The 23,259-nt window shown below is 69.9% G+C and carries 23 protein-coding genes; 11 read left to right on the plus strand and 12 right to left on the minus strand.

From position 1 onward, the window contains the following. Window positions 1-14 precede the first annotated feature (14 nt). Together ACWDNU_RS10510 and ACWDNU_RS10515 are read left to right on the plus strand one after the other, a co-directional pair. Window positions 15-983: a prephenate dehydrogenase gene (locus ACWDNU_RS10510; RefSeq protein ID WP_370932473.1), complete on the plus strand. Its 969-nt coding sequence runs from the start codon at window positions 15-17 to the stop codon at window positions 981-983. Between the two features lie 65 nt (window positions 984-1,048). Beyond that, a complete protein-coding gene (locus tag ACWDNU_RS10515) occupies window positions 1,049-1,321 on the plus strand; it encodes an antitoxin (protein ID WP_449668590.1) in 273 nt (90 codons plus the stop codon). 185 nt (window positions 1,322-1,506) lie between these two features. On the opposite strand, the gene ACWDNU_RS10520 is transcribed toward ACWDNU_RS10515, so the two are convergent. Next, a complete protein-coding gene (locus ACWDNU_RS10520) occupies window positions 1,507-3,465 on the minus strand; it encodes an FUSC family protein (RefSeq protein WP_370932475.1) in 1,959 nt (652 codons plus the stop codon). A 74-nt stretch (window positions 3,466-3,539) separates the two neighbouring features. Here ACWDNU_RS10520 and ACWDNU_RS10525 point away from each other — a divergent pair, with 74 nt between their 5' ends. Both ACWDNU_RS10525 and ACWDNU_RS10530 read left to right on the plus strand, forming a co-directional pair. Beyond that, window positions 3,540-3,986, plus strand: a complete 447-nt coding sequence (locus ACWDNU_RS10525) for an SRPBCC family protein (protein ID WP_449668591.1) — start codon at window positions 3,540-3,542, stop codon at window positions 3,984-3,986. Between the two features lie 85 nt (window positions 3,987-4,071). Continuing rightward, window positions 4,072-4,830 carry a polysaccharide deacetylase family protein gene (locus tag ACWDNU_RS10530; protein ID WP_449668592.1) on the plus strand — a complete coding sequence of 253 codons (759 nt, stop codon included), beginning with the start codon at window positions 4,072-4,074 and terminating at the stop codon, window positions 4,828-4,830. 132 nt (window positions 4,831-4,962) lie between these two features. Here ACWDNU_RS10530 and ACWDNU_RS10535 read toward each other — a convergent pair whose 3' ends face one another. The 6 genes from ACWDNU_RS10535 to ACWDNU_RS10560 all read right to left on the minus strand — a co-directional run bounded on the left by ACWDNU_RS10535 (window position 4,963) and on the right by ACWDNU_RS10560 (window position 12,435). Then, on the minus strand, window positions 4,963-7,551 hold the full coding sequence (locus ACWDNU_RS10535; protein ID WP_449668593.1) for a CHAT domain-containing protein: 2,589 nt from the start codon (window positions 7,549-7,551) through the stop codon (window positions 4,963-4,965). A gap of 53 nt (window positions 7,552-7,604) precedes the next feature. Beyond that, a complete protein-coding gene (locus ACWDNU_RS10540) occupies window positions 7,605-8,090 on the minus strand; it encodes a carboxypeptidase regulatory-like domain-containing protein (RefSeq protein ID WP_354738939.1) in 486 nt (161 codons plus the stop codon). Then, on the minus strand, window positions 8,087-8,692 hold the full coding sequence (locus tag ACWDNU_RS10545; RefSeq protein WP_370932479.1) for an RNA polymerase sigma factor: 606 nt from the start codon (window positions 8,690-8,692) through the stop codon (window positions 8,087-8,089). The genes ACWDNU_RS10540 and ACWDNU_RS10545 overlap by 4 nt, the downstream gene beginning before the upstream one ends. 1,686 nt (window positions 8,693-10,378) lie before the next feature. Then, window positions 10,379-10,519, minus strand: a complete 141-nt coding sequence (locus ACWDNU_RS10550; protein WP_449668594.1) for a hypothetical protein — start codon at window positions 10,517-10,519, stop codon at window positions 10,379-10,381. Window positions 10,520-10,618: 99 nt separating this feature from the next. Beyond that, on the minus strand, window positions 10,619-11,368 hold the full coding sequence (locus ACWDNU_RS10555; RefSeq protein WP_449668595.1) for an SGNH/GDSL hydrolase family protein: 750 nt from the start codon (window positions 11,366-11,368) through the stop codon (window positions 10,619-10,621). 437 nt (window positions 11,369-11,805) lie between these two features. Then, window positions 11,806-12,435, minus strand: a complete 630-nt coding sequence (locus ACWDNU_RS10560; RefSeq protein WP_449668596.1) for an NAD(P)-dependent oxidoreductase — start codon at window positions 12,433-12,435, stop codon at window positions 11,806-11,808. Window positions 12,436-12,524: 89 nt separating this feature from the next. Here ACWDNU_RS10560 and ACWDNU_RS10565 point away from each other — a divergent pair, with 89 nt between their 5' ends. Beyond that, on the plus strand, window positions 12,525-13,088 hold the full coding sequence (locus tag ACWDNU_RS10565; protein WP_449668597.1) for a TetR/AcrR family transcriptional regulator: 564 nt from the start codon (window positions 12,525-12,527) through the stop codon (window positions 13,086-13,088). Here ACWDNU_RS10565 and ACWDNU_RS10570 read toward each other — a convergent pair. Then, complete coding sequence (locus ACWDNU_RS10570; protein WP_370932483.1) at window positions 13,085-13,570, minus strand: GbsR/MarR family transcriptional regulator; 486 nt, start codon at window positions 13,568-13,570, stop codon at window positions 13,085-13,087. The genes ACWDNU_RS10565 and ACWDNU_RS10570 overlap by 4 nt on opposite strands. Before the next feature lie 94 nt (window positions 13,571-13,664). Here ACWDNU_RS10570 and ACWDNU_RS10575 point away from each other — a divergent pair, with 94 nt between their 5' ends. Both ACWDNU_RS10575 and ACWDNU_RS10580 read left to right on the plus strand, forming a co-directional pair. After that, window positions 13,665-14,564 carry an ABC transporter ATP-binding protein gene (locus ACWDNU_RS10575; RefSeq protein ID WP_449668598.1) on the plus strand — a complete coding sequence of 300 codons (900 nt, stop codon included), beginning with the start codon at window positions 13,665-13,667 and terminating at the stop codon, window positions 14,562-14,564. After that, window positions 14,561-16,156 (plus strand): ABC transporter permease, encoded by a 1,596-nt coding sequence (locus tag ACWDNU_RS10580; protein ID WP_449668599.1) that lies wholly within the window; start codon window positions 14,561-14,563, stop codon window positions 16,154-16,156. Before ACWDNU_RS10575 ends, ACWDNU_RS10580 begins: the two co-directional genes overlap by 4 nt. Before the next feature lie 2 nt (window positions 16,157-16,158). Here ACWDNU_RS10580 and ACWDNU_RS10585 read toward each other — a convergent pair whose 3' ends face one another. Then, the gene (locus tag ACWDNU_RS10585) at window positions 16,159-16,500 is read right to left on the minus strand and encodes a hypothetical protein (RefSeq protein WP_370932486.1); all 342 of its coding nucleotides are present in this window, start codon (window positions 16,498-16,500) and stop codon (window positions 16,159-16,161) included. Window positions 16,501-16,618: 118 nt separating this feature from the next. Here ACWDNU_RS10585 and ACWDNU_RS10590 point away from each other — a divergent pair, with 118 nt between their 5' ends. Next, window positions 16,619-17,860: an MFS transporter gene (locus ACWDNU_RS10590; protein ID WP_449668600.1), complete on the plus strand. Its 1,242-nt coding sequence runs from the start codon at window positions 16,619-16,621 to the stop codon at window positions 17,858-17,860. Here the strand turns inward: ACWDNU_RS10590 and ACWDNU_RS10595 are convergent. After that, window positions 17,783-19,024 carry an MFS transporter gene (locus ACWDNU_RS10595; protein WP_449668601.1) on the minus strand — a complete coding sequence of 414 codons (1,242 nt, stop codon included), beginning with the start codon at window positions 19,022-19,024 and terminating at the stop codon, window positions 17,783-17,785. The two genes, ACWDNU_RS10590 and ACWDNU_RS10595, sit on opposite strands and share 78 nt — an antisense overlap. 91 nt (window positions 19,025-19,115) lie before the next feature. Between ACWDNU_RS10595 and ACWDNU_RS10600 the strand changes: the two genes are divergently transcribed. Continuing rightward, window positions 19,116-19,697, plus strand: coding sequence for a helix-turn-helix domain-containing protein (locus tag ACWDNU_RS10600; protein ID WP_449668602.1), 582 nt, complete (start codon window positions 19,116-19,118; stop codon window positions 19,695-19,697). Here ACWDNU_RS10600 and ACWDNU_RS10605 read toward each other — a convergent pair. Then, window positions 19,694-20,239 carry a TetR/AcrR family transcriptional regulator gene (locus ACWDNU_RS10605; protein WP_370932490.1) on the minus strand — a complete coding sequence of 182 codons (546 nt, stop codon included), beginning with the start codon at window positions 20,237-20,239 and terminating at the stop codon, window positions 19,694-19,696. The genes ACWDNU_RS10600 and ACWDNU_RS10605 overlap by 4 nt on opposite strands. A gap of 183 nt (window positions 20,240-20,422) precedes the next feature. On the opposite strand from ACWDNU_RS10605, the gene ACWDNU_RS10610 reads away from it, so the two are divergent. Next, a complete protein-coding gene (locus tag ACWDNU_RS10610) occupies window positions 20,423-21,187 on the plus strand; it encodes a nuclear transport factor 2 family protein (protein WP_449668603.1) in 765 nt (254 codons plus the stop codon). On the opposite strand, the gene ACWDNU_RS10615 is transcribed toward ACWDNU_RS10610, so the two are convergent. Further along, on the minus strand, window positions 21,184-21,789 hold the full coding sequence (locus ACWDNU_RS10615; protein WP_370932492.1) for a TetR/AcrR family transcriptional regulator: 606 nt from the start codon (window positions 21,787-21,789) through the stop codon (window positions 21,184-21,186). The two genes, ACWDNU_RS10610 and ACWDNU_RS10615, sit on opposite strands and share 4 nt — an antisense overlap. Window positions 21,790-21,913: 124 nt before the next feature. Here ACWDNU_RS10615 and ACWDNU_RS10620 point away from each other — a divergent pair, with 124 nt between their 5' ends. Continuing rightward, window positions 21,914-23,254, plus strand: coding sequence for a flavin monoamine oxidase family protein (locus ACWDNU_RS10620; protein WP_449668604.1), 1,341 nt, complete (start codon window positions 21,914-21,916; stop codon window positions 23,252-23,254). The last annotated feature ends 5 nt before the right edge of the window (window positions 23,255-23,259 follow it).

The raw sequence follows: 23,259 nt of genomic DNA on the forward strand, positions 1-23,259 counted from the left end.
GGCAGGATGGCCCCGTGCGAGACGTATGCGTAATCGGGCTCGGGCTCATCGGCGGTTCCCTGCTGCGAGCCGCCGCGGCGAGCGGCAGGACGGTCTGGGGAACCACAGTGTCCGAAGTGGACGCTGACGCGGCGAGCCGCGGCGGCTACGACGTCACCACCGACGCCGAGGCCGCGCTACAGCGGGCTGCGGCCGCAGACGCGATCGTGGTCATCGCGGTGCCGCTGCCCGCCGTGGAGAACCTGCTGCGGCAGGTCGCGCAACACGCGTCGCACTGCATCCTCACCGACGTGGTCAGCGTGAAGGGCCCGATGGTCGACGCAGTCCGCCGCCGCGCGCCGTACACGCGCTACGTCGGCGGACACCCGATGGCGGGCACGTCGCGCTCCGGCTGGCTCGCGGGCGACACGATGCTTTTCCGCGACGCGGCCTGGGTCGTCGGCGTCGAAGAGGAAACCGACCTCACGGCGTGGGCCGAGGTCACCCGGCTCGTGCTGGACGTCGGCGCGCACGCCATCCCGCTGCCCGCCGATTCGCACGACGAGACGGTCGCCCGGATCTCGCACCTGCCGCACCTGTTCGCCGCGATCCTCGCCTCGGTCGGCGCACAGGGCGGCCCGCTCGCGATGACACTGGCCGCCGGCTCGTTCCGCGACGGCACCCGCGTGGCCGGATCGTCGCCGGACCTGGTGCGCGCCATGACCGAAGGCAACCGCGACGCCCTGCTCCCGATCGTGGACGACGCACTCGGCCGCCTCGGCGCCGCCCGCGGCTCGCTCGCGTCCACCGGCGGCCTCGCCGCGACCATCAACGCAGGCCACGAAGGCGCGTTGGCGTTGGAAGCGGCCCGCGACGCGGCGCTGTCCGGCGTCCGCATCGACCTCACCGCCGCCGACGCCCGCGAAGGACTCGTCGCGCTCGGCGAACGCGGCGGCCGGATCACCGGACTGGACGGAGCGGTCGCACTCGGCGAAGTGTCTTGACTTGCCTGGAACGCCTGGTGTGTGACGATTGAATCCTCTCAATCCCAACCCCGGGGAGGCATTCGATGGGCATCAACTTCGACGAGATCAAGAACAAGGCGACCGAGGCGCTGCGCGAGAACAGCGGCAAGCTCGAGCAGGGTCTCGAGAAGGCGGCTGAATTCGCGAAGTCCAAGGTCAGCGGGCACGACTCGCAGATCGACGGCGGCGTGGGCAAGGCGAAGGACCTGCTCGGCAAGGTCACCGGCAAGAACGAAGCAGGCGGCGAGAAGCCCGAAGACGGCCCGAAGCCTGAGGGCGGCCAGGCCGAGGGCGGCCAGCCCGGCGGACAGCAGTAACCGCTCCGCCTCCGGGTTGGGCCCGGCTGCGCCCCAATGCGGCGTTGGGTGCATCCCACGCACCCAATGCGGCGTTCGGTACATCCGTTGCGCCCCAACGCCACATTCGGTGCATCCCACGCACCCAATGCGGCGTTCGGTGCGTCTGACGCACCCAATGGCGCATTGGGGCGCTTCGGCCAGGCTCAGGTGCGCCGGTGATAAGGCAGGAACCGGCGCACCAGCCGCAGCGGCGACCGTTCCACCAGGTCCGGGCCGCGCACCGCGTCGAAGGTCGAGCCGAGCTGGTCCACCACCCCGGCGAGCCGCGGGTTGTCCGGCATCGGCACCGAATCCGGGTCCCGCTGCTCGCGGACCGCGGAAGCCAGCTCCGCCAACGCATCCGTGAGCAGCTCGATGTCCGCGGGCGACGGAGCGGGCGCGCCCTCCCCGATCGTCACGCCGACTTCGGTCACCGCGTCGGTCACGCGTTCCAGGCCAGCGATCACCGGCCACCACGCCACCGCCTGCCGTCCCGCCGGCGACGGTTCCACGATCACCTGCTGAAACGCCGTCCGCAGGTCCGCGAGCGCGCGATACGCCCCGCGCCGGGCCCGCGACCGGGCGAGCCGCGATTCGCTGGTCGAGTTCAGCACCATCGCGGTCCGGACGTACTTGGCGACGGTGTCGAAACTGTCCGCCAGCCGCCCGCCGACGGTCGGCCGCCGCGAACCCGGCCACAGCAGATAGCCGACGACGAGCACGATCACACAGCCGATCACGGTGTCGACCAGCCGCGCCAGCACGACCGTCCAGCTGCCGGTGTTGGCGAGGTCCATCTGCAGGATGATCAGCGGCGTCACGAACGTGCCGAGCATCCCGTAATTGCGCACCTTCCCGACCGCGGCCCCGCCGGCGAACACCGCGATCAGCGCCACCAGCACCCAGCCGCGCGCGCCGAAGGCGAGTACCACCGCGCCGATCCCGACGCCCGCGACCGTGCCCATCCCGCGCAGCACCGCGCGGCCGAACACCGAGCCGAAGTCCGGTTTCAGCACCACACCCACGGTGAGCGTGATCCAGTACGACCGCTCGAACGGCACCATCAGCGCCACCACTTCGGCCACCGCGACGCACACCGTGAGCCGCAACGTCGCCAGCCAGGTCAGCGGTCCGGAAAGCCCGCTCGCCCACTCGCGCACGCGACGCAGCAGCGAGACCTTCTTGCGGCGCTTGCGGTCGTCGAGCTTCCCGATCCGCGCCAGCCCGGCGTAGAGCGCGCTGACCACCGCGTCGGCGTTCTCGTCCGCCAGCTCGGGTGCGGGCGGCAGCGGCTGGCTCGCGAGCACCGACGCGGCCACGCGCGTCAGGTAGTCGATCACCTCGTCCGGGGCGCGCTGTCCGGCGTTGACCATCGCGACCGACGCCTCGACCGCGGGCGTCGTCGCGGACAGCCGGTTCAGCAGCCGCCGATACGCCGCGTCTCGACCGGACAGCCAGGAACGCGCGACCAGCAGCCGGTCGTACGCCGTGCTCATCGCGGTGGTCAACTGGTGGCGCGCGACCCGCGAAGTCGGTTCGTCCTCCGCCGACAGCATCGCCGCGAGTTCGATGTAGACCTGCGCGACGGCTGTGCGTTCGGGGCTCGTCGCGCGAAGCGTCCAGGTGCCGAGCGCGACCAGCAGTCCCCAGCCAGCGCCCGCGCAGAAGAGGCCGAAGAGCACTTCGGTGCGTACGCCGGTCGCGTGCTGCGCGGTGCCGAGTACGCAGAAGACGAACATCTGCAGCCCGGCCACCGACGCGTTGCTACCCGCCGCACTGATGAGCGCGGAAACCGCCGCGACCACCACGATCGCCGGGATCGACCAGGCGGGCATGCCGCCAGTCAGGAGTCCGATGAGGTACCCGACCCCGGCCGCGAACGTCGCCCCGCCCAGCCGGCGCGCGCGGTAGCGGTAGGCCCCGGCCGCCTCGGACAGCACGGTCGGCAGCGCTCCGGTGGAGATCAGCGCACCCACCGCGATGTCGCCCGCCGCGTACGCGACCGCCAGCGGGGTAGCCAGCGCGACCACCGCGCGAGCGACCATGTTCCACGGAATGGGAACAGGTTTGGAACGCAGAAGCTGCGTCAGCCAGTGCGGCGCGGCGAAGTCGGGGCGGCTCACCGCACCATCTTGACCTACCGGGGCCGTCCGGGATTGATTTGTCGCTCTGCCAACAACGTGTTCGAGGAGCTTTCATGCCGGGTCGCAAGTACTCGTTCGAGGTCAACAAGGTGAGCAGCGCGCCACCGCCAGTGCTGTTCCGCCTGGAAAGCGACGGGTCGCTGTGGTCGACGTGGGCGCGGCCGCTCGTGTGGCAGTCCCGGTGGTCGGCGCTCGGCGACGACGGCAAGGTCGGCGCCGTCCGGGAAGTCGGATTGTGGCCGGTTCTGCTGCGCGAGCGGACTCTCGAATACGTACCGGACCGACGCCACGTCTACACAATCGACGGTTTCAGCCCGGTCCACGACTATCGTGCGGAGGTGGTGTTCACGCCGAACGCCAGCGGCGGCACGGACCTCAGGTGGTCCGGGTCGTTCACCGAACGCATCCCCGGAACGGGGCCTGTCGCCCTCGCAACGTTGCGCAGCGTGATCGGATTTTTGGCCACACAGCTGGCCAAAGCGGGCAATCGTGCTGCCTGACGGGGGTGCGTTGCACCACAACGATCAACTCAGACTGGAGTACAGACGTCATCCCCTCGGGTGACCCCGAGGGAAAGGAAGCAGCATGGCGAAGCGGTGGCTGGCGGCAGCATTGGCCGGTTTGCTCGCACTGTCGGCGTGCTCCGGTCCTGATTCGAGTCAACCCCCGGAACAGGCGAACCCCGCCCCGGGGGCCGCGAAGCCGGGCCCGCCGCCCGGGCCGTATCCGTTCGGCACCGTGCAGCAGAAGGCCCCGGCGATCCAGGACGGCAAGGTCGGCGTGGTCCGCCGCATCCAGACCGACAAGCCGTACGTCTTCATCACCATGGACGACGGCGCCGTGAAGGACCCGTCCGCGCAGGGCCTGATCCAGCAGTCCGGCGGGCATCCGGTGCTGTTCCTCAACAATCGGTACGTGAAGGGCCACGAGGCGTACTTCAAGGCCATCCTGGACTCGACCGGCGCGGTGCTCGGCGACCACACGGTCAACCACCCGAACCTCAAGGGCAAACCGCTGGACTTCCAGAAAAAGGAAATCTGCGACGATGCGGACGACTTCCAGAAGTCGCTCGGCGTGCGCCCGAGCCTGTTCCGCCCGCCGTTCGGCAACTACGACGACAACACCCTGAAGGCCGCCGCGATGTGCGGCATGCGCGCGACGGTCCTGTGGACCGCCTCGGTGAACGACGGCGTCGTCCAGTTCCAGGTCGGCGACAAGCTCCGCCCGGGCGACATCGTGCTGATGCACTTCCGCAAGACGTTCAAGGAAGACTACGAAGCGTTCATCGCCCGGGCCAAGCAGGACGGCCTGACCCCGGTCCCGCTGGCCGACTTCCTGGGCTGAGCGCTGCTCGCGCCAACCCTCGTGCGCGGCGACTGGTTCTCACTGGCACCGCTGCGCACGAAACCTCGCCGCGCACTGCGGACTTGCCGCCGCGCTGCTTCCTTCGCCAACCCTGCCGTCGGCTCCGGGAGCTCAGCCAGCCCCGAGGCACACGAACGGCCGCCGCATCGGATCCACCGCCACCGCCTCCGCCAGCGCCAGCGCGGGTGAAGTCCCCTCCGCGAGCCGCCGGTGCAGGTCCGCCATCGTGTCGGCCGCCGCGCGGTCGCCGACTCGGGCCACCGCGCCGATGACCGTCCGCGAACCGCTCGCCAGCAGCGTCCCGGCGAAGCCCAGCGCTTCCTCGCCCGGCCGGATGTGGCTCATCGCCAGCTCGCACGCGGCCAGCACCACGCGCTCCGGCGGGTTCGCGAGCCGGGTCGTCTCGTGGGCGAACAGCGGGCCGTCGACCAGCTCCACGCGGGAGAACAGCGCGTTCGCCGGCTCGTGCGCGCCGTGCGCGACCAGGTGGGCCAAGCGGGTGCCGTCCAAGGCGGTCAGAACCGTGGCGCTCGTCGCCTCATCGCCCTCGACCAGCTGCGCGTCCGGGTAGACCGAGCGCAGTTTGCTCACCTCGCCGACCGCGCCCGGCACCCCGGGACCGCCCGCGAGCAGCACCGGCCCGTCCTCGGCGGGGCGTTTCGCGGTGATCCACGCGGTCGCCGACGGCGCGATCGACACCGGATGCCCGCGCAGCGACGGCAACGCGCCCCACGGCATCGCGTACAGCTGCCCGATCGGGACGATCACCAGCTCGCGATCGTCGAGCGTTTTGACCAGCGACGCGGAAATCAGCGCGTCGAGCTTCTCCGCCCGGCGGCGCGCGGACGCGGACACCGTCTCCGCCATGATCGGCGACAGATGGTCCGGCGCGAGCGCGTCGAGATCGGCGTGCAACTGGGTCGCGGTCTCCACGATGTCGTCCAGCGGCCCCAGTTTGAGCAGCCGGAACGTCCCGCGGTCGACGACCACCGAGTACAGCTGATTGTTGTACGGCACCAAACTCACCAGCACGCGGTCGCCGAGCGCGGCGACGACCTCGTCCGGCGTCGCGACCGGACGCGGGCGGCCCCACTGGCTCGTGTACCAGCCGAGCCTGCTCGCCTCGCGCTGCAGCTGGTTGTACCGCTGCTCCAGCGCCTTCACCGGCTCGCCCTCCAGCCGGGCGCGCTGAATGGTGCGCTGGACGTGCCGCATCTCGTTGATGTGCTTGGCCAGCACCGGATCCTCGATCACCGGCAGCGGTTCGTACCGGTAAACCTGCGCCCGGGTGCGTTCCAGCCACGCGAACATCCGCCGCGCGCCCGCCGCGTTCCGGCGCGCGCGCCGCAGCACGAGCCGCATCGCCAGCCTGCCGAGTTCCTCGCCGTGCACGGCCGTGCCGCACAACAGATCGAGCCCGCCCATCCGGTCGCGGATCGTGCCGAGTTCGCGCAGTCCGGCGCGGGCCTGCGCGAGCGCGGCGCGCGGCCGATCCTCGGCGACGGCCAATTCCGCCCGGCACAACCGGAACAGCATCCGATGGTCGACCGGCGACGTCGCGCGCGGGGCGGGAACGTGCGTGAGAACGAGCGAGGCTTCGGCGATTTCCTTGCGGCGGATCAGCAATCGCACCGCGAAGAGCCGCGCGACGGCCGCTTCATCACGCAGCCCCAGCGCGGCCAGCCGTTCGGCGATGGAGACAAGTTCGGCGGGCAACCGCGAGGTAGACCGGCCTTGGCGGTCCGACAGCACCTGTTGTGCTTCCGCGCGAAACCGCGCGAGACCGGCGATCTCGGCCCACGTCCGATTGCCGCGGCGGAGAAATCGGCGGCGCGCGTCGGAGGCAGACTTTCGCGCCAACGCGAAATCGCCCTCCAGCAACGCGGCCGCGGCGCGCGCGACCTCAGCTTCCGCGATGTGCTGGCCGGATCCGTTGGCGCGCAACTCCGGCAGCGCTTCGTCGAGGTGCTTGCCCGCTTCGTCGGCGAGGCCCGCGGTGAGCAGCGCGCGGGCCTGGTCGAGCCGGATCAACGGGATCGAACCGGGCGATTCGGTGACGAGGATCCGCGCGGCTTGTTCGTAGCTGGACAACGCTTGCGGGACGTCGCCGATGAGCTGCGCGTGGTCGCCGAGGTTCTGCCGGATCTTGCCTTCGAGCCGGGTGTGCCCGTTCTCGCGGGCGAAGCCGAGCGCGCGCTCGAGGTCGGCTTGCGCGGCGTTCGGCTGGTTCAGCGCCATGTGCACGAGGGCCCGGTTCAGGAGCATGACCACCAGCGTCCGGCGGGAGTCGTCGAACTCGGCCTCGATCCCGGGCATGACGGCGTCGTACACCGAAAGCGATTCGCTGAACCGGCCGCCGCGCATCAGCACCACCGCGCGTTGGCCAGTGACCAACAACCCCAGTTCGCGGACGGCCTTGCTTTCCGGCAGCTGGTCGCGAAGCTGCCGCGCGGTCTCCAGGTGCGCGAGACCGGCGTCGGTGGAGGCGACCTCGGCCTCGGCCGCGCCGAGGCTCACCAGCACCCGCACCTGCAGTTCCCGGTGCTCGGGCAGCGGTTCGGCGACGCGCGCCAGCCGCGTGAGCGCGCTGCGGAACAACCGCACCGCGATGCCGGGCCGCTGGTCGGACGCGGCGGCCCGGCCGCGCGCGTACAGATCGGACGCCGCCGCGATCGTACGATCATGGACGGGCGCGGACACGGACTCTATGGGAGCACACCTCCGCCACTCTCCATAACGCCCGTCCGGGTTTCTCAGAGAACGACGGTCGGCGTGACGACGGTGCGGCGGTGCGCGCCGGCGCCGAGGTGCACGAGGATCTGCGTGGTTCCGCAGGGGACGCGTTCGAGCACGAACCGTCCGCCCTCGTCGGTGGCCGTCGCGAACGTGCCGTGATCGGCGACCCGTACCTCCACGTCGTACTCGCCCGCGGGCGCGAGCCAGCCGTCGATCCGGTGCGTCTTCCCGATTTTGGTCAGGTTGATCATCACCGTCAGGTCGCTGACGGTGAAGGTGATCGTGCCGGTCGCCGTGCTGCGGACGCCCGCCAGTTCGTCGAGCCGCTCCCAGCGCGCGACCTCGACGTCGAGGTTCTCGAGCTCGAGCGCGAACTGGACCCGCTGCACCAGATCGTCCGGCGGCGGGTCTATTTCGTCGAGAAACCGGCCGATATCAGCCAGAATGGCCTCGTCGTCCGGAATCGCTTGGCCGTGTCCCGGCCTGCCGATGTTGTCGCTCACCGGGCACCCCCTTCTCCTGCGAGCAGATCGCGCATCGAGTCGAGGCAGCGGCCCCTGGTAGGCCCCACGCTGCCGCGCGGCATCTGCATAGCCTCGGCGACCGCGCGGTATTCGGCGCGGCCGGCGAGGACGGTCAGCCGCAGCAGCTCCTGGCAGCGTGCGGGCAGGCGGAGGAAGGCGCGCCAGACCCGGCGGTCCCGGTCGGCGCGGACGGCTTCCTCCTCAGGCGCGGGATGATCGCTTTCCAGCGTCGCGGCGACCTCGTCGGACAGCGGCACGGGCTGGGTGCGCCTGCCGTAGGGACGGGTCGCCTCGCGGCGAGTCGTGGTGATCAGCCAGGCGGCGAGCGCGCGGGGGTCGCGCAGCTTCGCGAGCTGGCTGAACAGAGCGAGCCACACGGTCTGGACCACGTCCTCGGCCAGCTGCCGGTCGAGCCCGTTGGCGCGCGCGACGTGCCACACGAGCGGCGTCAGCTCGTCGACAAGTTTCGCCATGGCGCGCCGATCGCCGCCCTGCGCCGCTTTCATGCAAGCGGCGTGCAAGTCGGCGCCGGTCAGGCCTTCCCAGGGCGGGTCTACCTCGGTGGTGTGCACGTCGGTCACCGTAGCTGCCTCACTCCGGAGGTGGGCCGACCCAGGCGAGCAAGCCACCGGTCGTGTCGGCACGGCCGGGCCCGTCGCGGGTCGCCTCTCCGGTCGGGTACCGGATCGATCGTGAATTGTGCGCGCTCTTTCGGTGGGTTCGGTGATGCGGATGGTGTACCGGGGCACGGTGTGTGCCCCGTGGGTGGGCTCTAGGTTGAGGAGCGAACAACTGGCTCTGGGATACATGAATCTCTGACTTTTTTTCGGGTGAGTTTTTTCTTGGAGCCGGTTGGGGCGGCTTTGGTGCGACTTTGCTGCGGTTCCGGTGCTGCTTGTGGTGCGGATAGTGCTGCGATCTCGGTGCTGCTTCGGCGCGGGCGGTGCTGCGGTGCTGCTCTGGTGCGGGCGGTGCTGCGGTTGCGGTTGTGGTGCTGCTTCGGCGCGGTGGCTGTGCGGGTCTTGCTGCGGTTTTCGCGCCGTTCGCCCGGCAGTGTTTGCGCAGGTCCGGCGTGTTCTCCCGGGCCTGACAATCCGGCTGGCTTCCGTCGGGACCGGCGGGGTGCCGGGACACGACCGGCCGGGCTCCCCCTCCAGCACGGCCGCGTCCCGACAGCTCCGTCGGACCCGATGAGTCCCCCAACGACCCATCGCGCCCCGCCGACCTGGCTCGTCCGGGTGGATCCCTCCCCTGGATCCACCCGTCCTCGCCAGCCCGGAAGCTGCCAGCCGATTCACCAGTCCCGCCCGTCGGCCGGATCGATCCCTCCCCCGGATCCGCCCGGCCGAGCCAGTCAGGCCAGTTCGCAGGCCTGGTCTGGCTAGGCGGATTCCTCCCCGAACCCGCCCGGCCAGACCACGCCGCAAGCCAACCGCCGGACCAGCCCGCGAGCCCGGCACCCGGCGAATCCCTCCCCGAGATCCGCAGCCGGACAGCCCGCGGACCGATCCGCCAGTCCTGCCGAACCTGCCCGCGAAGCCCGCCAGCCGAACAGATCCCTCCCCGGACCTGCCCAGCCACGCCAACCCGCGGGCCAGCCCGTCAATCCCGCTGAACCGGCGCACAAACCAGCCAGCCGAACGAATCCCTCCCCGGATCCGCCAAGCCAGGCCAGCTCGCACGCCAGTCCGCTTGAACCTGCCCACGAAGCCCGCCAACCGAACGGATCCCTCCCCCGAGATCCGCCAAGCCGCGCCAGCCTGCAAGCCAGTCCGCTTGCACCCGCCTGCGAAACCCGCCAACCGAACAGACCCCTCCCAGAACCCGTCCAGCCACGCCAGCCCGCGAGCCAGTCCGCTGAGGTCTGGCCTCTTCCGCCGCTCCGGTCTGCTCAGCAAGCCGAGCGGGTCCCCTCCGAAACCCGTCCTGCCGGGCCGGGTCCCCCAGACCCGGGCCGAGCGGAGACCGGACCAGCTCGCGCGCCAGTCCTCGCCGTCACGTCCATCTCTCTAACCAAGCACCGGCCGCCGGCCTGATCGCCCCTTGTGCCGATCAGGTCGCCGGTTCAGTGCTCGTGCACGCGGAGCGTGCAGTGTGCGGGTGCGCACCGGCCAGCGCGGGCTGCTCGCGCGCGCCGACCGGTACTCCCCGCCCCCCATGAGGGCCCGCTCCCCTGTCGGGCCCCGCCGGAAGGGAATTCCTCCCCGAACTCCCTCCGGCTGACGACGTCCGGCAGCCCCCTCGGCTCCCGGGCGCCGCCCGTCTCGCTACTTGGCAGTACCGGTGTCGTCGAGCGGCTCGTGGTTGCCGTCCGGCTGCACTCCCCGGTTCGCCCCAGGCGCGGGGCTCGTCTTGACGGGCGGAACGGTGGTTCCCGGCTGCCGCTCGTTCTTCTGATCCGCAGGCATGTGGCCCTCCCTTTCCTTGGTTCGCCCTATAGGACGCATCCAGGGTGCGCCTAGATACACGGAGCGCCAAAGTTTTTGGGATTTTTGTGAACCTGCCGGTCAGGAAGGCCGCGTCACCTCCCCCGGATGCCAACCGTCAGTGACGATCGGTAATCCCTCCGAGAGCGCGGCGGCCCATGCGCGGTAACCGTCCGGACCGGGATGGAAACGGTCAGCGGCGAACATTCCCGGACGGAGCAATCCCGGCGCCAACGGGATGTGCGTGACCCCGGGAAGCCGGGTCAGCTCGCGCGCCGCCCGGTCGAGCGCGACGGACCGCGCGCCGAGCACGTCCCGCAGCGGCCGGGGCAAGGACGGGAAACTCGCGAGCGGCGGCACGCCCGCGAGAACGACCGGGACATCGCCGGCCCTCCGCCGCACCTCGACGACGATCGCCAGCAGATCCCGCCGGTACCGGGCGGCCGAGTGCAGTTCCAGGGTGTCGTTCACGCCGAGGGCGACGACCAGCACGTCCGCCGCCCGGACGCGCGGAACCAGCTCGTCGAGAACCACCCGCGCCGACGCACCGGTGATGCCCAGCGCGTGCCACCGCACCTCCCGGTCCGGGTACGCGCGCCCCAGCCCCACCGCGAGCTGGCCGGTGAGTGCGTCGGCGTGGGTGAGCGCGCCGACGCCGTCCACAGTCGACTCGCCGATGACGGTGAGCCGCAGCGGTCGCCCGGAACCGAGAGCGCCCTCGATCGGCCCGTCGGCCCCGGGGAGCCGCGGAGTCGCCCGACGCACCCGGACCGCCTGTGCGACCAGCACGGGTGCCATCAGGAAGAGGAGGAACAGCCGAAGAACTGCCATGCCTCCGACAGTAACGAGGGCCTACGACAAATCCGGGTCCGCGGAGGGAGTTGTCCACAGGGGATGTGAGTTGTGGACAACCCTGGGGATAGTTTGGGGAAAGCCGCCAGCGGCATGTCTGCAACTGCCGACAGAAACCACCAGCCACGGGCGGCAGGACCCCAGACAATCCAGCCACCGGCGGCGAGACTCCGGGCCTCCAGCCACGGGCGGCGGCCGCCCAGGCAATCCAGCCACGGGCGGCGGCCGCCCAGGCAATCCAGCCACGCGCGGCGGGCTCCAGGCCTCCAGCCACGGGCGGCGGGGCCCCGGCACTCCAGCAACGAGCGACGGGACCTAGGCAACCCAGCCACCGGCCGCGGCGCCCAGGCAATCCAGCAACAGGCGGCGGGCCCCGGGCAAGCCAGCCCAGGTGTCGGCAATCGCCGACAGCCTCGTCACTGAGCGATCGACACCGTCTTCCCCGTCAGGGAATCGTCCTCGACCGCGTCCAGCAAGAACCGCGCCACGTTCGCCCGCGAAATCTGGTAACTCCCCCGCACATCCCGCCCCACCTGGCTGCGCACCCGAGCCCGCGCGGGTTTGTCCGTCAGCCTCGTCGGGCGCACGATCGTCCACCGCACCTCCGGAGCCTCGTGCAGGATCGTCTCCATCCGCTGCAAGTCGGCATATCCATTGCGCAACACCGCCCCCAGCAACGGCTTCAGCAGCAACCGCGAAAACAGGGCATCCCCTGGAGAAGGCAGACCCGACGCACTCACCACGACAAACCGCGTCTGCGAACCACGCAGCGCGGACACCACGGAGCGAGTGCCGTCGGAGTTGACCGTCGTCGGCTTGAGGTCCGTGGGGCCAAGGGCCAGGACAACAGCGTCACGACCAGTTACCGCATCGGCCAGGCGAGGATCGGTCAGCGTGTGAACCGCGACGTCCAATCGGGGATGCGCGGGCACAGTCAACCGCGCAGGGTCGCGGACTACGGCGGTTACGTGCCATCCGCGAGCCAGCGCTTCCCGCACCGCCAGGCCGCCGATCCGGCCGCTCGCGCCTAGGACGGTGATCTTCATGAGAGACCTCCAAAGAGGGGGTGAGTGAACACTTACCAGCTAGGGTGAGTGAACACTCACCACGCTGAGAAGACCCTCAGGGAGCACACATGGGAAGCCGCGAAGACCTCGTCGCCGCAGCAGCGACGGTCATGCGGGAACGCGGGTACGCACATGCCACGACCAAGGCGATCGCGCAGGCCGCGGGCTATTCGGAAGCCTTGCTGTACAAGCATTTCCGCGACAAGACCGCACTCTTCCTGGCAGTGCTGAAAGAGGAGCTGCCCGACCTCGTCGCCACCGTGGCGAGGCTCACCGAAAACCCCGGGAAGGCAGAACTCGGCGACAATCTCGCCGAGCTGACCACCACGGCGCTGGCCTTCTACTGCGCGAGCTTCCCGATCTCCGTCTCGATCTTCTCCTCGCGCGACCTGCTCCGCACCCACCGGGACACCCTCGAAAACGGCCCCGACCTGCCGATCCAGCTCGTCGCCGACTACCTGGCCGCCGAGGTCAAGCTGGGCAGGCTGCGCAGCGATCTCGACGTCGAGGCCGCGGCCCGGCTCCTGCTCGGAGCGTGCTTCCAAGAGGCGTTCCTCGCGTCCTTCGAAGACCGAGAGCCGCGCCCGGACCTCGCACACCGCCTGGTCGCGACCATCGAGAAGCTCGGCTAGTCGCGGTTCTTCCGCAGCTCGTGCCAGCGGTCGTACAGGTTGTTGACCTCGACCAGCATGAACGCCAGGAAGTCCCGCATCTCGGCCAGCCGCTTCCCGGCGGGAGTGTCCGAGCCGAGCGCGTCGATGCCCTCGGTGGCCGCGTCGCGCCACATGATCAGGAAACGGTCGCGCTTGAGGAAAGTCGCGTACCAGAGGTCGTCGTAGAGCTGGTAGTGGTCGCGGCGCTCGCCGGGTTCGCGGACCTTCCGCACCAGGCCGATCTGGTCGAGGTACCGCACCGCACCGGAGATCGCGGCCGGGCTCACCGACAGCTGCTCCGCGAGCTCGGCAGCCGTCAGCTGTCCCGAATCGGTCGTCATCAGCGCCGCGAAAACCCGCGCCGACATGCGCTGCATCCCGATCTGAGCCATCACCAGGCCCAGGCTCTCGACGTATCGGCGGACGGCGTCCTCGTCACGTTCTGTCTCAGGCGTCGTCATCCGTCCATCCTCTCCCACGCCTCCCCGGAAGATCACTCGGTCCAGACGTTTTCTTAACTTCACAACTTCGTGAAAAGAGTGTAGCTTCCGAACCATGGGAAACGCCATTGCGATCTCCGGCCTGCACAAGGCATTCGGCCGGGTGAAGGCCCTAGACGGCCTTGATCTTCAGGTTCCCGCGGGGGAAGTCCACGGATTCCTCGGTCCGAACGGCGCCGGGAAGTCCACCACGATCCGGGTGCTGCTCGGATTGCTGCGCGCCGACGCCGGCCAGGTCCGGCTGCTCGGCGGCGACCCGTGGCGCGACGCCGCGAGCCTGCACCACCGGCTCGCCTACGTGCCCGGCGACGTCAACCTCTGGCCCAACCTGTCCGGCGGCGAGGTCATCGACCTCCTCGGCAGGCTGCGCGGCGGCCTCGACCAGAAGCGCCGCGAGGAACTCGTCGAGCGCTTCGACCTCGACCCGCGCAAGAAGGGCCGCACGTACTCGAAGGGCAACCGGCAGAAGGTCGCCATCGTCGCCGCGCTCGCGTCCACTGTGGACCTGCTGCTGCTCGACGAGCCGACCTCGGGCCTCGACCCGTTGATGGAGGCCACCTTCCAGGAAGTCATCCAGGAGGAACGCGCGCAGGGCCGCACCGTGCTGCTGTCCAGCCACATCCTCGCCGAGGTGGAAGCCTTGTGCGACAAGGTGAGCATCATCCGCAACGGCCGCACGGTCGAGTCCGGGACGCTCGCCGAGCTGCGCCACCTCACTCGTACCTCGATCTCCGCGGAGCTGTGCGGACCGCCGAACGGCCTGGCCAAGCTCTCCGACGTGCACGACCTCAAGGTCGAGGGCAACCGCGTCCGCTTCGACGTGGAAACCCGCTCGCTCGAGGACGCGCTGCGCCAGATGACCCAGATCGGCGTGCGCAGCCTGGAAAGCAGGCCGCCGACGCTCGAAGAACTCTTCCTGCGCCACTACGCGGACGAACTCGAGGCAGGGAAATGACCGGCGCGCTCAACGGCACCGGGCCGCTGATCCGGCTGGCCCTTCGCCGCGACCGGATCATCCTGCCGATCTGGATCGTTCTGCTCAGCCTCATCCCGGTGGCCACGATCAGCAGCTACGACCAGTTCTATCCGACCGCCGCGAGCCGGGCCGGGCTCGTCGCGTCGGCCGCCGCGAACCCGTCGTTCGCGCTGCTTTACGGCCCGGCGTTCAACCTCGGCACGGCGGGCGGGTTCATCGCCTGGCGGATGGGCGGGTTCCTGGCTCTGCTGACCGGCCTGATGGCGATCTTCACCCTCACCCGGCACACCCGCGCGGAGGAGGACACCGGCCGCGCCGAACTGCTTGCGTCCACTGTGGTCGGTCGATACGCGCCGCTCACCGCCGCACTCGCGGTGACCGGCGGGGCGAGCGTGCTGATCGGTGCGCTGCAAGCGAGCACGCTGGCGTCGAAGGTTCCCGCGGCGGGTTCCGTCGCGCTCGGCGCCAGCACTGCGCTCGCCGGCCTGGTCTTCACCGGCGTCGCCGCGGTGGCCGTGCAGCTCGGCGAATACTCGCGCACCGCGAACGGCATCGGCACGGCCGTGCTCGGCGTCGCGTTTCTGTTGCGCGGCGCGGGAGATTCGACCACGGACGCACATTGGCTGTCGTGGATCTCGCCGCTCGGCTGGGCGCAGCAGATCCGGCCGTTCGCCGAAGAACGTTGGTGGGTACTGATTTTGCCCTTCGCGACCACGCTCGTGTTGTTCGTCGTGGCCTACGTGCTGCTGCCGCGCCGGGACGTCGGCGTCGGCCTGCTTCCGCCACGGCTCGGACCCAGCGAGGCCGCGCCGTCGCTGCGGTCGCCGTTCTCGCTGGCCTGGCGGCTGCAACGGGGTCCGTTGCTCGGCTGGTTGGTCGGGCTCGCGGTCGGCGGCGCGTTGTTCGGGACGATCGCGCAGGGCATTTCCGGTCTGGTCGGCGGCACCGAGCAGAGCAGGCAGATTTTCGAACGGCTCGGCGGATCGCACGGACTGGTCGACGCTTTCCTCGCGACCATGGTGAGCCTGTTCGCGATGCTCGCCTCGCTCTACGGCGTGCAGGCGACGCTGCGGATGCGCACCGAGGAAACGGCGATCCGGCTCGAACCGCTGCTGGCCACGCGGGTCGGACGGTTGCGCTGGGCCGCGAGCCACCTCGTGTTCGCGTTCCTCGGCAGCGCGTTGCTCGTGCTCGTCGGGGGCGTGCTGCTCGGGCTGTCGAACGGGCTGCGCAGTGGTGACGTCGGGGGTTCGGTCGGGAACATGGTCGCGGCCGTCGCGGTGCAGGTGCCCGCGGCATGGGTGATCGTCGCGGTGGCCGCGCTGATCTTCGGGCTGCTGCCGAAGCTGGCGACCGCAGCCTGGGGCGTGGCGGCGCTGGCGTTGCTGATCAGCATGTTCGGGCCGGTCGTCAACGCGCCGCAGGTGCTGCTGGACGTCTCGCCGTTCCAGCATCCGCCGAAGGTGCCCGGCGAGGTGTTCACCGCACTTCCGCTCGTGGTGCTGCTGGCGGTCTCGGCGGTCGTGCTGGCAGCGGGCCTGGCCAGCTGGCGGCGGCGCGACGTCGGCTGACCTCAGCGTTCGTCGCGGACGAACCCGGTGGTCGGGGCCAGTGTGGTCGGCGGGGGTGCCGACGGGCTGGAGGCCGTGGGGGTGACCGACACCGTGGCCGTGGTGGTGCGCGGCGGCGGGGCCGGGGGTGCGGGCGGGCGATGGGTCACGGTGATCGGCGGCAGAGGGAGGCCGGTCACCGTGACCGTCACCTGCTGCACGGGCGGCGGGGTGGGCGGCGAAGACTCTCCAGCTGGTCGCGGAGTGCGACCAGCGACCAGCAGCGCGGCGACGAGCAGGCCGCCAGCCAGCCCGGCGAGACCGGTCACGACGACATAACCCCAGGTGGGAGCGGTGTCCGACATCCGGCACCTCCTCGCCGCACGGTCACTCGGCTACGAGGGTTCGTCGCGTTGATCATAGGCTTCGTTACGCAGTGTGCAACTTGATATATACCGGCTCAACTTATGTCACACTGCTCGCATGAGGGGGATTCTTCGCTCGCCGGATTTCCGGCGGCTCTGGCTCGCCGACGGCCTCAGCCAGGTCGGCAACCGCATCGATTTCCTGGTCATCCCGCTGCTGGCCACCACGACGCTCGCCGCGTCCGTGGCCGAGGTTTCGCTGCTGCGGACGCTCAGCACGCTCCCGTACCTGGTGCTCGGGCTGCAGGTGGGCGCGTGGTGCGACCGGATGCGCAACCGGCCGGTGCTGATCACCGCCGATCTCGGCCGCGCGGTGCTCATCGGCTCGGTGCCGCTCGCCGCGCTGTTCGGGTCGCTGACGCTGGGGCATCTGTACGTCGTCGTCCTGCTGGCCGGCGTGTTCACCGTCTTCTTCAACGTCGCGCACCAGACCTATCTGCCGAACCTCGTCGAGCGCGGCGAATTGCCCGACGCGAACGCCAGGCTGCAGACGAACCTGTCTGTCGCTGCGATCGCCGGGCCCGGGCTCGGCGGGATGATCGTGCAGTTCGTCGGGGGCGCGGGCGCGATGGCGCTCGACGCGTTGACCTACCTGTGGTCCGCCGCGTGGTTGCGCCGCATTCGCACGCCGGATGTCCGGCCGGAGCCCGCTGAGCGGAACCTCCGCCGCGAAATCGGCGAAGGCCTGCGGACGGTGCTGCAAAACCCGATTCTGCGGGCGATCACCGTCCACAGCGCCGTTTCGAGCCTGTTCCAGTCGATGTTCATGGCGGTCTCGGTGGTGTTCTCGGTCCGCGACCTGCACCTCGAACCGTTCATGATCGGCCTGGTCAGCACGGTCTCGCTGACCGGAGCGCTGCTGGCCAGCCTGGTCGCCCAACGGCTCGGCACCCGCTTCGGCGCGGCGCGGGCGCTTTACATCGGCGGTGCTGTGTACAGCATTTCGTTCCTGCCCAACGCTTTCGCGACGCCGGGGTGGGGTATCGCGTGGTACATCGCCGGTGGCATCGCGTCGAGCTTCGGGATCATCGTGCTCGGAGTGTTCGAGACGAGCTTCCGGCAGGCGATCACCCCGCACGAATTGCTCGGCCGCGTCTCGTCGGTGTCGCAGACGGTCGTTTTCGGCATCGCCCCGCTGGGCAGTCTGCTCGGCGGCTTGATCGCGGAACTCACCACAACCCGGGTCACGCTGTACGTGTGCGGCATCGGAATCCTTGCCGCATCAGCGATTCTGATCGCTTCGCCGCTTCGCAAGATGCGCGATTTGCCGCTGGCTGAGGGTGCGGTCAAGAACGATTAGGGGGACGGCAAGCGCGGCGAGGACGGCTCCGATGAGGCTGACCCAGGTGAGGGCTTGGGTCAGCGCGGCTGCTGCTAGGACAGGAGTCGCGCTGATTCCCAGCTGAAAAGCCGACACCGTGGTCGCGCCGGCGAGCGTGGGAGCGTCGGCCGCGATGGCGAAGACGCGGCCGTAGATCGCGGGGTTCACCACGAAAGCGGCGACCCCGAGCAGAAACACGGTGGGAAGCACCGCCCACGAGCGGTGGATCGCGAAGACCAGCACGACCGAGAGGAGCGCGATCGCGACGGCTCCGGTCAGGAGCGCGGTGTGCGGTCGCTGGTCGGAGACGCGGCCGCCGATGGACAGACCGGCGAAAGCGCCGATGCCGAAAAGCGCGAGGATCGCCGGGATCCAGACCGTGGAGACGCCGGTGATCTCGACGAGCATGGCCGAGAGGTAGTTGAACGTGATCATGTACGCCGCCGTCGTCAGGATCGTGATCCCGAAAATGCCCCAGAGCCGCGGTTTGCGGATCGTCGCGAGTTCCCGCGGCACACTCGGCCGCACCGCCGAGCGGGTCGCCGCGGGGATCCCGAGCGAGCAGGCGACGACGCCGGCGAGCGTCAGTGCGACCACGGCCCAGAATCCGCCGCGCCACTGGGTGAAATGGCTGAGCAGGGTGCCTGCCGGTCCGCCGGCGACCATGGCGACGCTCAGGCCGCTGACCACGACTCCGGAGGCGCGGGCGTTGCGGTCCGGGGTGACCAGGCTGATCGCGGTCACCGAAGCGACGGCGAAGAATCCGGCGTAGGCGACGCCCGAGACAACCCGGCTCACCAGCAAGACCGGATAGTCGCCCAGCAGCCCGGCGGCGACGCTGGCCGCGAACACTCCTTGGGTGGCCATCAGCGCGGTGCGCCGGGGCCAGCGCAGGCTGAGCACGGCGAACGGCGGTCCGCCGAGGACGACGCCGAGCGCGAACGCGGTGATGAGAAACCCGGCGGAGGACAGCGAAACCTGGAGATCGTCAGCCACCGCGGGCAGGACGCCTGCCAGAAGAAACTCCGCGCTGCCCATCGCGAAGAGGCTGAAGGCGAGCAGGTACACGCCGATGGGCAGGCGGCCGCTGCTCGCCTCGGCGAGGCGCACGCTGCCGGCGGTGGTGCGGGTTCTCGGATCCATGTGGATCACCTCCGCGACCAGCATCGGAAGGTTCGACCGGAAGCAGCAAGAAACGTTGCCGTTTCCGGGACGCATTGGTTGACTGCGCCGCATGAGCGACCACCCCGCCGTCGACGGCGTGCTCGAGCAGATCGCGCCCCGGCTGCGGCGTGCCCGGGACAACCGGGGCGTCAGCCTCGCCGAACTGTCACGGTCCACCGGCATCTCGACCAGCACGCTGTCCCGGCTGGAATCCGGCCAGCGAAAGCCGAGTCTCGAACTGCTGTTGCCGATCACCGCCGCGCTGGGCGTCCCGTTCGACGAGATCGTCGCCGCGCCCCGGATCCTCGACCCGCGTGTGCCCCAGCAGGCCGCCAAGCGGGACGGGCGGGTGCTGATCCCGCTGTCCCGGCATCAGGGGGAACTCCGCGCCTACAAACAGATCATCCCGGCGCGCGACGAAGAGCCTCATCCGCGTAGCCACGACGGGCACGAATGGCTCTACGTCCTTCGCGGACGCCTACGCGTACGGCTGAGCGATCACGACTTCATCATGGGACCTGGCGAAGCAGCCGAGTTCGACTGCCACATCCCGCATTGGTTCGGTGCCGCTGGCAAGGGCGACGTCGAAATCCTCAGCCTCTTCAGCAAATCCGGCGAACGCATCCACCTACGCGTCGGCCGCCGCGACTAGACCTTGCGCAGACCGTCGAGCAGTACGCGCACGAGGTGCCGACTGTCCGGCGTAAACCGCTCCACCGCGAGCGCGCCGACGATGAGTGCGCGCAGGTCTTCGCCGTCGATGTCGGCGCGTACAGCGCCTACGGCTTGCGCGCGTTCCAGCAGCGCGGTGAGGTTCACGCGAAACCGCTCCGCTGCTTCGGCCTTGTACGCGGAGCCGCTTGTCTCACCGAGCGCTTCGCAGATCGCGCGGTTACGCGACGCCTGTTCGATGACGCGCGTGAAGTAGTCGTAGAACGCTTCGCCCGGCGCGTCGGAGTCGATCAACTCCTGCGCCTCGACGCCGTACTGCTCCAGCCGCTCCACTACGACCGCCTGGAACAGCGCTTCCTTGCTGGGGAAGTGCCGGTAAACCGTGCCCGCACCGACGCCGGCCAGCCGCGCGATGTCGTCGAGCGGCACCGAGAGGCCGTCGACGGCGAAGGCTGCTTCGGCGGCAGCCAGCACACGGGCGCGGTTCCTCCGCGCGTCCGCGCGAAGCGCAGGCTTCTCCACCGGCGGTCTCCTCTGCTCTCAAAGTGGTGCGGTCGTCCGATTCTTCCCCGGAACGATCGCCGCCGCTTCTGACCGTGTCTCAGATCTCCAGGCCGCCGTTGACAAACGGAGTGAGAACTCCGTATCTTCGAAAGCGGGTGCCCCGTTCCGATTATCCGCCTGTCTTCCCGAATGAGGTTTCCGATGCCCCGCACCGTGTCCGAAGTGGCCGAGATCGTCGCGAACGCGCTGAGCGCCTTCGACGCCGCGCCGTTCGCTGACGTCCTCGCCGAGGACGCCGTCTACGAAATCCCGTTCACCGGCCACCGCTCGGCGGGCCGGGACGCCGTGCTGGCCACGCTTGGCGCAGGCAGCACCGTCGCCGCCCGGATCGGCCTGGAGAAAGTCGAGGTCACCACTACCGAAACCGCGGACGGATTCGCCGTCGAACTCGTCGCCGAGGGCCGCAATCCGCACACCGGGCACAGCTACCGGATCCCGTCGTCCGCCGGGCTGCTGACCGTGCGGGACGGCGAGATCACCCGGTACCGCGACTACCCGAACAACGGCGCGGCAACCGCGTTGCACGGGACGAAGGAGGTTTTCCAGCGCTTCCTCGACGCGGCCGTCGACAACCGCTGGGACGACCTGATCGACCTGTATTCCGAGGACGTCGTGATCGAAATCCCGTTCGCGCCGGCCGGCGTGCCGAAGGTGACGCGCGACCGGGAGGAGTTGCGCAAACGCTTTCACGAGGCAGGACAGCGCCGCCGGATCACCAAGTCGGACCGGGTGGTCGTGCACGAGACCGGCGATCCGGAGGTGCTGGTGGCGGAGTACGACCTGCACGGGGAGTTCGAGGGCAAGCCGTACGTGTCGACGTACGCGATGGTGTTGACGGTGCGCGACGGGCGGATCGTGCACTCCCGGGACTACTCGGGCGCGCCGGTGTTCACGGAATCGGCTTAAGCGGCGTCGACGCCCGCCAGCCCGATCGCCATGTCCGCCAATGCCTCGCACCCCTCCCGCGCCCGCGTGTCGACGGGGTCGCAGACGTACTGCAGGATCAGTCCGTCCACTCCGGCGACGATCATGCGCGCGAGGTGATCGAAGGAAACGGCGGCGGTCTCGCCCGCTCGCTCGGCGGCTTCCCGGCACCAGGTAGCAACGACGCCGACGTAGCGCTCGTACTGGAGCCGGGCGAGCTCTTCGTGGCCCGGAGTGCGCAGCGCGTACATCGTCAGCTCGTACTGCAGCAACTGCAGGTCGCGTCCGCCTTCGACGAGCTTGCCCCAGAAGGTGTCGAGTCCTTGCCGGATCGCGTTCTCCAGGCCTTGGTCGGTGGTGGCCGAGGCCTGGAGAACGCCGGCGATCTCGTCGACGACGTCCTCGATCACGGCCCGGAGCAGCTTCTCCTTGGACGGGAAGACGTACTGCATGGTGGCCAGCGGGACGTCCGCCCGCGCGGCGACGACGCGCAGCGAAGTCTTGGCGACGCCGTGGGCGGCCAGTGCGGCGCGGGCGGCCGCGATGAACTGCGTCCGGCGTACCGCGGCCTCGACGTACGGCATGGCCACCCCTTCCGGTCAGTCGACCGAAATCTTGCCACGAACCCTTGCCAGCCGCGGCGGCGCTCCTTAGGCTGCACCAATTCGGTCACCTGACCGAATCTCCGGGACGCGAGGGGAGCAAGCCATGAAGGTCGTGGTCGTCGGCGCGGGACTGGCGGGGCTTTCCGCCGCACGGGAACTCAGCGACGCCGGAGCCGAGACAGTCGTGCTCGAAGCTCGCGACCGGGTCGGCGGGCGAGTCGAGGGCGGCGAGATCGGCGGCCATCCGATCGAACTCGGCGGCACCTGGATCGGCGAGGGCCATTCCCGGATGCGCCGGCTCATCGGCGACCTCGGCCTGGAGACTTTCCGTACCTGGAACGACGAAGGCAAGACGCTTGTCCAGCTCGGCGGCAGGCGAGCCCTCGTCAACGGAGCCAAGGGCGCCGTGCCGCGGCTCAATCCGGTCGCGCTCGCCGACCTCGCGCAGGGTTTGGCCCGCTTCGGCAGGCTCGCCCGCGGCATCGACCCGGCCCAGCCGTGGACGCATCCGAAGGCGCGCCTGCTCGACAGCCAGACCTTCGCGACCTGGGTCCGGCGCAACCTGCGCACCCCGAGCGGGCGGGCCTACTTCCAGGTCGCGACCGAAGCCGTCTTCGCCGCCGATGCCAGCGATCTGTCCCTGCTGCACGCGCTGTTCTACGCAGTCAGCAACGCAGATCTGGAAACCCTCCTCGCCGTCGACCGCGGCGCACAGCAGGACCGCGTCGTCGGCGGCTCCGTCCTGGTGGCACAACGACTCGCCGACGGACTCGACGTCAGGCTTTCGACACCGGTCGCGTCGGTGGCCCACGACCGGACTGGGATCACGGTCACCACCCGTGCTGGTCAGAACTTCACCGGCGACCAGGTCGTCATCGCCCTCCCACCGACGCTCGCCGGGCGGCTGAGGTACGCCCCGGTGCTGCCCGCTTGGCGCGACCAGCTGACGCAAAAGCTGCCAGCCGGCACCGTCACCAAGTCGTTCGCCGCGTACTCGACGCCTTTCTGGCGTGAGCAGGGGCTCAACGGGCAGGTCGCTTCCGACACCGGCCCGGTCAAGGTCACCTTCGACGTTTCCCCGCCGGGCGGTGAGATCGGCGTCCTTCTGGGCTTCGTCGAAGGCGGCGAGGCACGGCGCTGGCAGCGTCTTCCTGCCGACCGGCGCCGTCAGGCTGTGCTCGATTCCTTTGTCCGTTACCTAGGGCCGCGGGCCGCCGAACCGACTGCGTACGAGGAGAAGGACTGGAGCGCCGAGGAATTCACCCGAGGCTGTTACGGCGCCCACTTCGCCCCCGGTGTGTGGACCAGTTACGGCGACGTGCTGCGGCCACCGGTCGGCCGAATCCACTGGGCGGGTGCGGAGTACGCGGTGGAGTGGAACGGCTACATGGAGGGCGCAGTGCGATCCGGCAGCGCTGTCGCGGAAGAGATCATGCGCCGTTGAATTGG

It is taken from the genome of Amycolatopsis sp. NPDC003676 (assembly GCF_053587275.1).

What these genes read in the sequence shown, in the direction of transcription:
- ACWDNU_RS10515 (WP_449668590.1), top strand. Translation starts at nt 1,049, where the DNA reads ATGGGCATCAACTTCGACGAGATCAAGAACAAGGCGACCGAGGCGCTG.
- ACWDNU_RS10525 (WP_449668591.1), top strand. Translation starts at nt 3,540, where the DNA reads ATGCCGGGTCGCAAGTACTCGTTCGAGGTCAACAAGGTGAGCAGCGCG.
- ACWDNU_RS10530 (WP_449668592.1), top strand. Translation starts at nt 4,072, where the DNA reads ATGGCGAAGCGGTGGCTGGCGGCAGCATTGGCCGGTTTGCTCGCACTG.
- ACWDNU_RS10550 (WP_449668594.1), bottom strand. Translation starts at nt 10,519, where the DNA reads ATGCCTGCGGATCAGAAGAACGAGCGGCAGCCGGGAACCACCGTTCCG.
- ACWDNU_RS10555 (WP_449668595.1), bottom strand. Translation starts at nt 11,368, where the DNA reads ATGGCAGTTCTTCGGCTGTTCCTCCTCTTCCTGATGGCACCCGTGCTG.
- ACWDNU_RS10560 (WP_449668596.1), bottom strand. Translation starts at nt 12,435, where the DNA reads ATGAAGATCACCGTCCTAGGCGCGAGCGGCCGGATCGGCGGCCTGGCG.
- ACWDNU_RS10565 (WP_449668597.1), top strand. Translation starts at nt 12,525, where the DNA reads ATGGGAAGCCGCGAAGACCTCGTCGCCGCAGCAGCGACGGTCATGCGG.
- ACWDNU_RS10570 (WP_370932483.1), bottom strand. Translation starts at nt 13,570, where the DNA reads ATGACGACGCCTGAGACAGAACGTGACGAGGACGCCGTCCGCCGATAC.
- ACWDNU_RS10575 (WP_449668598.1), top strand. Translation starts at nt 13,665, where the DNA reads ATGGGAAACGCCATTGCGATCTCCGGCCTGCACAAGGCATTCGGCCGG.
- ACWDNU_RS10580 (WP_449668599.1), top strand. Translation starts at nt 14,561, where the DNA reads ATGACCGGCGCGCTCAACGGCACCGGGCCGCTGATCCGGCTGGCCCTT.
- ACWDNU_RS10585 (WP_370932486.1), bottom strand. Translation starts at nt 16,500, where the DNA reads ATGTCGGACACCGCTCCCACCTGGGGTTATGTCGTCGTGACCGGTCTC.
- ACWDNU_RS10590 (WP_449668600.1), top strand. Translation starts at nt 16,619, where the DNA reads ATGAGGGGGATTCTTCGCTCGCCGGATTTCCGGCGGCTCTGGCTCGCC.
- ACWDNU_RS10595 (WP_449668601.1), bottom strand. Translation starts at nt 19,024, where the DNA reads ATGGATCCGAGAACCCGCACCACCGCCGGCAGCGTGCGCCTCGCCGAG.
- ACWDNU_RS10600 (WP_449668602.1), top strand. Translation starts at nt 19,116, where the DNA reads ATGAGCGACCACCCCGCCGTCGACGGCGTGCTCGAGCAGATCGCGCCC.
- ACWDNU_RS10610 (WP_449668603.1), top strand. Translation starts at nt 20,423, where the DNA reads ATGCCCCGCACCGTGTCCGAAGTGGCCGAGATCGTCGCGAACGCGCTG.
- ACWDNU_RS10615 (WP_370932492.1), bottom strand. Translation starts at nt 21,789, where the DNA reads ATGCCGTACGTCGAGGCCGCGGTACGCCGGACGCAGTTCATCGCGGCC.
- ACWDNU_RS10620 (WP_449668604.1), top strand. Translation starts at nt 21,914, where the DNA reads ATGAAGGTCGTGGTCGTCGGCGCGGGACTGGCGGGGCTTTCCGCCGCA.